1 protein-coding gene is annotated in these 9,392 nt (G+C 75.6%); it reads right to left on the bottom strand.

All coding sequences use genetic code 11. From position 1 onward, the window contains the following. Window positions 1-9,392: amino acid adenylation domain-containing protein (locus ACIPXB_RS36910; RefSeq protein WP_401457363.1), on the bottom strand; the 9,392-nt coding region annotated here is incomplete at both ends.

Genomic DNA, 9,392 nt, shown 5'->3' with positions numbered 1-9,392 from the left:
GCTCACCAACTGGATCGACACGATGCTGTCGCCACCCAGCTCGAAGAAGCTGTCCTCCACCGACACCGACTCCACACCCAGCAGCTCGGCGTAGAGCGCGCACAGCAGGGCCTCGCGCTCGGTGCCGGGGGCCCGGCCCGCCGTCGTGCCCCGGTACTCGGGCGCCGGGAGCCGCTTGCGGTCCAGCTTGCCGTTGGGGGTCAGGGGAAGGGCGTCCAGGGCGACGAAGGCCGCCGGGACCATGTACTCCGGCAGGACCGCGGCCAGGTGCGAGCGGACCACGTCCGCGTCGAAGGGGACGCCCTGGCGCGGGACGACGTACGCGACGAGCCGCTTGATGCCGGGGGTGTCCTCGCGGACGACCACGGCGGACCGGGCCGCGCCCTCGTAGCGGGCCAGGACGGTCTCGATCTCACCCAGTTCGATGCGGAAGCCGCGGATCTTGACCTGGTCGTCGGAGCGGCCCAGGTAGTCGAGCTGCCCGTCACGGGTCCAGCGGACCACGTCACCGGTGCGGTACATCCGGGTGCCGGCCGGGCCGTACGGGTCGGCGACGAACCGCTCGGCGGTCAGGTCGGCGCGGCCGAGGTAGCCGCGCGCCAGACCGGCGCCCGCGATGTACAGCTCGCCGGCCACGCCCGGGGCGACCGGCCGCAGCCGCTCGTCCAGTACGTAGGTACGGGCGTTGCCGACGGGACGGCCGATCAGCGGCCGGGACACGTCCGAGGTGCGGGCGGTGAGGGTGTCGACGGTGGCCTCGGTCGGGCCGTACAGGTTGTAGCCGGTGATCCCGGGGGTCCGCGCGAGCTCCTGCCACAGGGCGGGGCTCACCGCTTCGCCGCCGAGGGCGAGGATGCGGGGGCGGGCCCGCTCGTCGCGGACGAGACCGTCCTCGAGGAGCTGTTCGGCGTAGGACGGGGTGAGCTCCATGAAGTCGATGCCGTGCGTGCGGACGTACTCGACGAGGGCGGGCGCGTCGCGCCGGGTGTCGTCGTCCACGAGGTGGAGTTCGTGCCCGGCGACCAGCCACAGCAGCGGGTCGAGGGAGGCGTCGAAGGAGACGGCGGCGGTGAGCGCGGCCTGCAGGGGGCGACCGGCGGCCGCGGTCTCGGCCGCGTAGAGCGTGTCGACGTGGTGGTGGAAGAGGTTCACCAGACCCGCGTGCGGGACGACGACGCCCTTGGGCCGGCCGGTGGAGCCGGACGTGTGGATGACGTACGCCGGGTGGCGCGCGTCCAGCGGGCGGACCCGGCCGGCCGCGGCCGGTGAGGTGTCCGGCAGCGCGCGCAGGGCCTGCCGGACGGCGGGCGACTCCAGGTCGATGCGCAGGCCGCCGCGGTCCGGGGCCAGCACCTCGCGGGCCTCGGCCGCGGTGATCACGGCCACGGTGCCGGCGTCCTGGAGCACCTGGGCGACGCGGTCGGCGGGGTGGGAGGGGTCGACGGGGACGAACGCGGCGCCGGCCTTGGTGACGGCGAGCACGGCGACGACGAGGTCGGCGGTGCGGGGCAGGGCGACGGCGACGTAGTCCTCCGCCCCGATGCCGTGCCCGGCGAGCAGGTGGGCCAGCCGGTTGGCGCGGGCGTCGAGCTCGGCGAAGGTCAGCCGCTCGGCGCCGGCCACCAGCGCGGTCCGGTCCGGGGTGCGCGCCGCCTGCCGTTCGAAGAGAGCGGGCAGGGTGTCGGCGGGCACCGGGCGGGCGGTGTCGTTCCACTCGGTGAGCAGGGTGTGGCGTTCGGCGTCGGTGAGGACCTCGAGCCGGGACAGCTGCCGGTCGGGCCGGGTGACCAGGTCGGTGAGGACACGGACGAAGCGGTCCGCGAGTGCGGCCACGGTCTCCGGGTCGAAGAGGTCGGTGGCGTACTCGACGCGGCCGCCGATCCCGGCGGCGGCGCCGTCGGCCGTGAACTCCTCGGCGAGCTGGAAGGACAGGTCGAACTTGGCGCCGTCGACGGTGACCTGGTGCGGCGCGACGGTCAGGCCGTCGAGGTCCAGGGCGGCGGCGGCGTTGTTCTGCAGGGAGAGCATGACCTGGAAGAGCGGGTGGCGGGCCAGGGAGCGCTCGGGGTTGAGCACCTCCACCAGCCGCTCGAAGGGCACGTCCTGGTGCGCGTACGCCGCCAGGTCGCTCTCGCGCACCCGCGCCAGCAGCTCGTGGAAGGTGGGGTCGCCGGATACGTCGGTGCGCAGCACCAGGGTGTTCACGAAAAAGCCCACGAGGTCGTCGAGGGCCTCGTCGGTGCGGCCGGCGATCGGGGAGCCGATCGGGATGTCGCTGCCGCCGCCGAGCCGGGCGAGCAGGGCCGCCAGCGCGGCCTGGACGACCATGAAGACGCTGGAGCGGGAGGCGCGGGCCAGGTCGGCGAGCCGGGCATGGGCCGGTGCGGGCAGGTGCAGGGGCACGGTGCCGCCGTGGAAGCTCGCCTGCGCGGGACGGGGGCGGTCGGTGGGCAGGGCCAGTTCCTCGGGCAGCCCGGCCAGGGTCCGGTGCCAGTAGCCGATCTGGCGGGCGAGTTCGCTGCCCGCCTCGTCCTCGTCGCCGAGGACGTCGCGCTGCCACAGGGTGTAGTCGGCGTACTGGACGGGCAGCGGCTCCCAGGACGGGGCCCGGCCGGCGCGGCGGTCCGCGTACGCCTGGGCGAGGTCGTGAGCGAGTGGGGCCATGGACCAGCCGTCGGCGGCGATGTGGTGGACGACCAGCAGCAGGACGTGCGTGGTGGCGTCCACCGTGAACAGGTGGGCGCGCACCGGTACTTCGGTGGCGAGGTCGAAGTCGCGGGCGGCGGCCTCGGCGAGCGCCGTCCCGGTGTAGGGGGCGACGAGCGGGGCCGGTGCCACCGTGCCGGCGGCGAGGACCTGCTGGCGGGGCCGGCCGTCGGTGTCGGGGAAGACGGTGCGCAGCGCCTCGTGGCGGGCCACGACGTCGCCCAGGGCGGCGGTCAGGGCGTCGGTGTCGAGGTCGCCGGTGAGCCGTACGGCCAGCGGCAGGTTGTAGGTGCCGGTGCGCTCCTCGAAGCGGTTGAGGAACCACAGCCGGCGCTGGGCGGGCGACAGCGGGACGGATTCCGGCCGGACGCGGGCCACCAGGGCGGGGCGGCCCACTTGGCGGCCGGCGTCGGCCAGCCGTTCGGCGAGCGCGGCGACCGTCGGGGCCTCGAACAGGGTGCGCACGGCGAGTTCGGCGCCGAACAGGGTGCGGACGCGGCTGACGACGCGGGTGGCGAGCAGGGAGTGACCGCCGAGGTCGAAGAAGCTGTCGTCGACGGAGATCCCCTCGACGCCGAGGACCTCGGCGAAGAGCACGGTCAGCTGCTCCTCCAGCGGGGTGCGCGGGGCGCGGCCGGCGCCGGCCGCGGCCCCGAAGTCGGGGGCGGGCAGGGCGCGCCGGTCGAGCTTGCCGTTGGGGTTGAGCGGCAGCGCGGCCAGCGTGACGAAGGCGGAGGGGACCATGTACTCGGGCAGGGCGGCGGCCACGTGGGCGCGCAGCGCGGCCGGGTCCCCGGCCCGGGCGGCGTCCGCTCCGGCCGCGGGCACGGCGTAGGCGACGATGCGCTGGTCGCCGGGGGTGTCCTCGCGGACGACGACGGCCACCTGGCCGATGCCGGGGTGCCGGGCCAGGACGGCCTCGATCTCCCCGAGCTCGATACGGAAGCCGCGCACCTTGACCTGGAAGTCGGTGCGGCCCAGGTACTCGATCTCGCCGTCGGTGCTCCACCGCACGAGGTCGCCGGTGCGGTACATCCGGGTGCCGGCCGGACCGTACGGGTCGGCGACGAAGCGCTCGGCGGTCAGGCCGGGCCGGCCCAGGTAGCCGCGGGCCAGGCCGGAACCGGCGAGGTAGAGCTCGCCGGCGACGCCGGGAGGCACCGGGCGCAGGCCCTCGTCGAGCACCAGGGCCCGGGTGTTGTGCCGGGGCCGGCCGATGGGCGGGGTGCGCTCGCCGGAGGTGTGGCCGGGCGCGTCGTACCAGGCGGTGGCGTAGACGGTGGCCTCGGTGGGTCCGTAGATGTTGGCCAGGGCGGCGCCGGGTACGGCGGCGCGGATGGCGTCGGCGGTGTGGGCGGACAGGCCCTCGCCGGCCAGGACGACCAGGTCGGCGCCGAAGCGGGGGGCGCCGGACTGGGCGAGGGTGTGGGCGAGTGCCGAGGGGACGGCGCTGACCAGGCTGTAGTGGCGGCCAGGGGCGGCCTCCAGCAGGGCGAGGACGTCGCGGACGATCTCGATGCGGCCGCCGGTCAGCAGCGGGCCGAACATCTCGAAGACGGACACGTCGAAGTTGAGCGAGGTCGCGGCGAGGACGTCCGAGAGCCGCTCGGCGCCGATGGCGTCCCGGGCCCAGGCGGCGAAGTCGGCGACGTTGCGGTGGGCGACGACGACGCCCTTGGGCCGGCCGGTGGAGCCGGAGGTGTAGATGGCGTAGGCGGGGTGGCGTACGTCCAGGGGGCGGAGGCGTTCGGTGTCGGTGACCTCGCCGTCGGGCTGCGCAGCGAGGCGTGCGCGCACCGCCTCGTCGTCCAGGAGCAGGGTGCGCACGCCCTCGGGCAGGACGGCCGCGGCCTCGGCGGTGGTGAGCACGAGCGCGGGCCGGGCGTCGGCCAGCATGTACGCGATGCGGTCGGCCGGGTAGCCGGGGTCGACGGGCAGGTAGGCGGCGCCGGACTTCAGTACGGCCAGCAGCGCCACGATCATGTCGGCGGTGCGGGGCAGGGTCAGCGCGACGAACCGCTCGGGGCCGGCGCCCTCGGCGATGAGCAGCCGGGCGAGCCGGTTTGCGCGGGCGTCGAGTTCGCCGTACGTCAGCTCCACGCCGGCGTGCAGCACGGCGGGGGCGTGCGGGGTGCGGGCGGCCTGGGCCCGGAACAGCTCGGGCACGGTGGCGTCGGCGACCTCGTGGCCGGTGTCGTTCCACTCGCCGAGGACCTGGGCGCGCTCGGCGTCGGTGAGGACGTCGACGGCGCTGACCGGCAGCTGCGGGTCGGCGGTGACGGCGTCCAGCAGCCGGGCCAGGCGGGCGCCGATCGTCTCGGCGGTGGCGCGGTCGAACAGGTCGGCGGAGTACTCCACGACACCGCGCAGCCCGGCGGGGCCGTCGGCGGTGAAGGTCTCCTCCAGGGAGAACAGCAGGTCGAACTTGGCGGCGTCCAGGCGTACCGGAGTTGCGGTGGCGCGCAGGCCGTCGAGGTCGAGGGTGGCCTCGGCGTTGTTCTGGAAGGCCAGCATCACCTGGAACAGCGGGTGGCGGGCCAGCGAGCGCACCGGGTTGAGGACCTCCACCAGCCGCTCGAAGGGCACGTCCTGGTGCGCGTACGCCGCCAGGTCGGACTCCCGTACCCGGCCGAGGAGTTCGGCGAAGGTGGGCGCGCCCGACAGGTCGGTGCGCAGCACGAGGGTGTTGACGAAGAAGCCCACCAGGTCGTCGAGGGCCTGGTCGGTGCGGCCGGCGATGACGCTGCCGACGGGGATGTCGTCGCCGGCGCCGAGGCGGTGCAGCAGGGCGGCCAGTGCCGCCTGGACGACCATGAACACGCTGGCGTCGTGCGCGCGGGCGACGGCGACGATCCGCTCGTGCACGTCGGCGGGGACGGTCAGCGGGGCGGACTCACCGCGGTGGCTGGCCTCGGCGGGGCGGGACCGGTCGGTGGGCAGGGCCAGTTCCTCCGGCAGCCCGGCCAGGGTGGTGCGCCAGTGGTCGATCTGCCGGGCGAGCGGGCTGTCGGCGTCGTTCTCGTCGCCGAGGACCTCGCGCTGCCACAGCGTGTAATCGGCGTACTGGACCGGCAGCGGCTCCCAGGCGGGGGCGTGGCCGCGGCGCCGGGCGTCGTAGGCGGTGCCCAGGTCGCGGGCGAAGGGGGCCAGCGACCAGCCGTCGCCGGCGATGTGGTGCAGGACCACGACCAGGACGTGCTCGGTGGCCGAGATCCGCAGCAGCCGGGCCCGCAGCGGGGCCTGGGCCGTCAGGTCGAAGCCCTCGGCGACCGCGTCGGCGAGTGCGGCCTCCAGGTCGTCGGCCGCCACCTCGACAACGGGCAGTGCGGGCGCGGACACGCCGGCCGGCAGCACCCACTGGCGTGGTCGGCCGTCCAGCTCCGGGAACACGGTCCGCAGGCTCTCGTGCCGGTCGGTGACGTCGCCGAGGGCGGCGCGCAGCGCGGCCGCGTCGAGGTCGCCGTCGAGGCGGAGGGCCAGCGGCAGGTTGTACGAGGCGCTCGGGCCCTCGAACCGGTTGAGGAACCACAGCCGGCGCTGGGCGGGCGAGAGCGGTACCTCCTCGGGCCGCGGCCGCGCGGTCAGCGCGGTACGGGCCCGGTCCGCGCCCGCGATCCGGGTGGCGAGGGCGGCGACGGTCGGGGCTTCGAACAGGGTGCGCACGGCGAGTTCGACGCCGAAGACGGGGCGGATCCGGCTGACGAGGCGGGTCGCGAGGAGGGAGTGTCCGCCGAGGTCGAAGAAGCTGTCGTCGGCCGAGACCGCGGGCAGGCCGAGGATCTCGGCGAACAGCCCGGCGAGGATCTCCTCCTGCGGGGTGCGCGGTGCCCGGCCGTCGGCGCCGGCAGCGAGGTCGGGGGCGGGCAGGGCCCGCCGGTCCACCTTGCCGTTGCCGGTCAGCGGCAGCGTGTCCAGGGACACGTACGCGGAGGGCGCCATGAAGGCGGGCAGCCCGTCGGCGGCGTGCTCACGCAGCTCGGCCGGGGACGCCGCGGTACCCGGCGCGGCCACCGTGTAGGCGACGATGCGCTGGTCCCCTGGGGTGTCCTCGCGGACCATCACGGCCACCTGGGCGACGCCGGGGTGCCGGGCGAGGACGGCCTCGATCTCGCCGAGCTCGATGCGGAAACCGCGCACCTTGACCTGGTCGTCGGTCCGGCCGAGGTAGTCGAGGTGACCGTCGGCGCTCCAGCGGACCAGGTCGCCGGTGCGGTACATGCGCGCGCCGGCCGGACCGTACGGGTCGGCGGTGAAGCGTTCGGCGGTCAGGGCGGGCCGGCCCAGGTAGCCGCGGGCCAGGCCGGCACCGGCGAGGTACAGCTCGCCCGGGACGCCGTGCGGTACGGGGCGCAGCGCGGCGTCGAGGACGTAGGCGCGCATGCCGTCCAGGGGGCGGCCGATGGGCACGCTGTCGGCGACGTCGGCGGCCGACGGGACGGGGTGGGTGGTGGCGAACGTGGTGGTCTCCGTGGGGCCGTAGCCGTCGACGACCGTCAGGCCGGGGCAGGCCTGGAGGACCCGGCGGACCGCGGCGGCGGGGACGACGTCGCCGCCGGTCCACACCTGGCTGACCCGGGCCAGGCAGCCGGGGCCGTCCTCGGCGATCAGCCGGAACAGGCCGGCCGTCAGCCACAGGGCGCTCACGCCGTGCCGGGTGACGGTCTCGCGCAGCCGGACCGCGTCGAGGTCCCCGGCGGGGGCGACGACGACCTGGCCGCCGCCGAGCAGCGGCACCCACAGTTCGTAGGTGGAGGCGTCGAAGGCGGTGGGCGAGTGCAGCAGCACCCGCTCGTGCCCGGACGTGAAGCGGCGGTCCTCGGCGAGGGCGACGATGTCGCGGTGGGTGACGCCGACGCCCTTGGGCAGGCCGGTGGAGCCGGAGGTGAACATGACGTAGGCCAGCTGGTCCGGGTGGACGGGCACACCCGGGTCGTGGGCGGGGCCGTCGGCGAACGCCGGGCCGGCCTCGATGACGGTCGGCTGCGGGCCGTCGGCGTCGTCGCCAGTGACCGCCGTGGCCGCGGCGGCGGTGTCGGCGATCAGGACGGTGGCGCCGGTCTCGGCGAGGATGTGCCGCATCCGGGCCTGCGGGAAGCGCGGGTCGAGCGGTACGTACGCGCCGCCGGCCTTGAGGACGCCGAGTACGGCGGCGACCAGGTCGGGCGAGCGCTCCATGAGCAGGGCCACCCGGTCCTCCGGGCGCAGGCCCGCGGCGATCAGGCGGTGGGCGAGGCGACGGGCACGGGTGTCGAGGTCGCGGTACGACCAGGTGCCCTCGTCCCAGACCACGGCCTCGGTGGCCGGCGCCCAGGAGACGAGGTCGGCGAAGAGGCCGGTGACGGTCCGGTCGCCGGGGCCGTCGTCCTGGGCCGTGTCGTTGAACGCGACGAGCAGCCGGTCGCGTTCGGCGGCGGGCAGCAGCGGGATCCGGCCGACCGGGGCGCCCAGCAGGGCGGGGGCGTCCTGGAGGACGCCGGTCAGACGGTCGACGAGGGCCCGGGCGGCGGACGCGTCGAACAGGTCGGTACGGAAGTCCAGGCGCAGCTGGAGGCGCTCGCCGGGGACCGCGGTGAGGATCAGCGGGTAGTGGGTGGCGTCGTGGCCCTCGATGCCGGTGACCCGCAGGCCGGCACCGATCTCGAGGACGTCGGCGTCAAGGGGGTAGTTCTCGAAGACGACGAGGGTGTCGAAGAGCTCTCCGAGGCCGGTGGCCTGCTGGAGGTCGGTCAGGCCCAGGTACTGGTGGTCCATCAGGCCCGCCTGCTGGGCCTGGAGACGTGCCAGCAGGCCGGCGAGCGGTTCGGCCGGGTCCAGGGCGACCCGGACGGGGAGGGTGTTGATGAACAGGCCCACCATCGACTCGATGCCGGGGACCTGCGGCGGACGGCCGGAGACCGTGCCTCCGAACACCACGTCGCTCCGGCCGGTGAGCTGGCCGAGGACCATCGCCCAGGCCGCCTGGAGAAGGGTGTTGAGGGTGAACCCGCCGGTCCGGGCGGCGTCGGTGAGCCGCGCGGTGGTCTCGGCCGGCAGGTCGACGGTGACCCGGTCGGGCGCGGCGGGTCCGGCGTCGCGGCCGGCGGGGGCGACCAGGGTGGGCTCGGTCAGGCCGTCGAGGGCCTGGCGCCAGGCGGCCTCGGCGGCGCCGCGGTCCTGGCCGGCGAGCCAGGTCAGGTAGTCGCGGGTGGGCGTGACGCGGGGCAGGGCGGAGCCGTCGCCGGAGCGGCCGTAGAGCGTCAGCAGCTCCTTGACGAGGACGGGCATGGACCAGCCGTCGAGCAGGATGTGGTGGTTGGTCAGGACCAGCCGGTGCCGCTCGGCACCGGTGCGGAGCAGGGCGAAGCGCAGCAGCGGAGCGTGGGCCGGGTCGAAGCGCACGGCCCGGTCCCGGGTCATCCAGTCGGCGACCGTGTCGGCCCGCTCGTCCTCGGGCAGCCCGGTGAGGTCGATCTCGGTCCAGGGCAGCTCGACGCGGGCCGGGACCACCTGGACGGGGGCGGTGAGGCCGGCGTCGTCGCGGAAGGCGGCGCGCAGCACGGGGTGCCGGGCGAGCAGGGTCTCGGCGGCGGCGCGCAGGGACCGCGGGCGCAGCGGGCCTTCGATGTCGAGGGCGAGCTGGACGGTGTAGACGTCCTCGCCCTGGTCGTCGTAGACGGCGTGGAAGAACAGGCCCTGCTGGAGCGGGG

Source organism: Streptomyces sp. NPDC090022, assembly GCF_044748145.1.
Lineage (GTDB): Bacteria > Actinomycetota > Actinomycetes > Streptomycetales > Streptomycetaceae > Streptomyces.
Note: the sequence above shows the minus strand (reverse complement) of the source record. Positions and strands in the feature narration are given on the sequence as shown.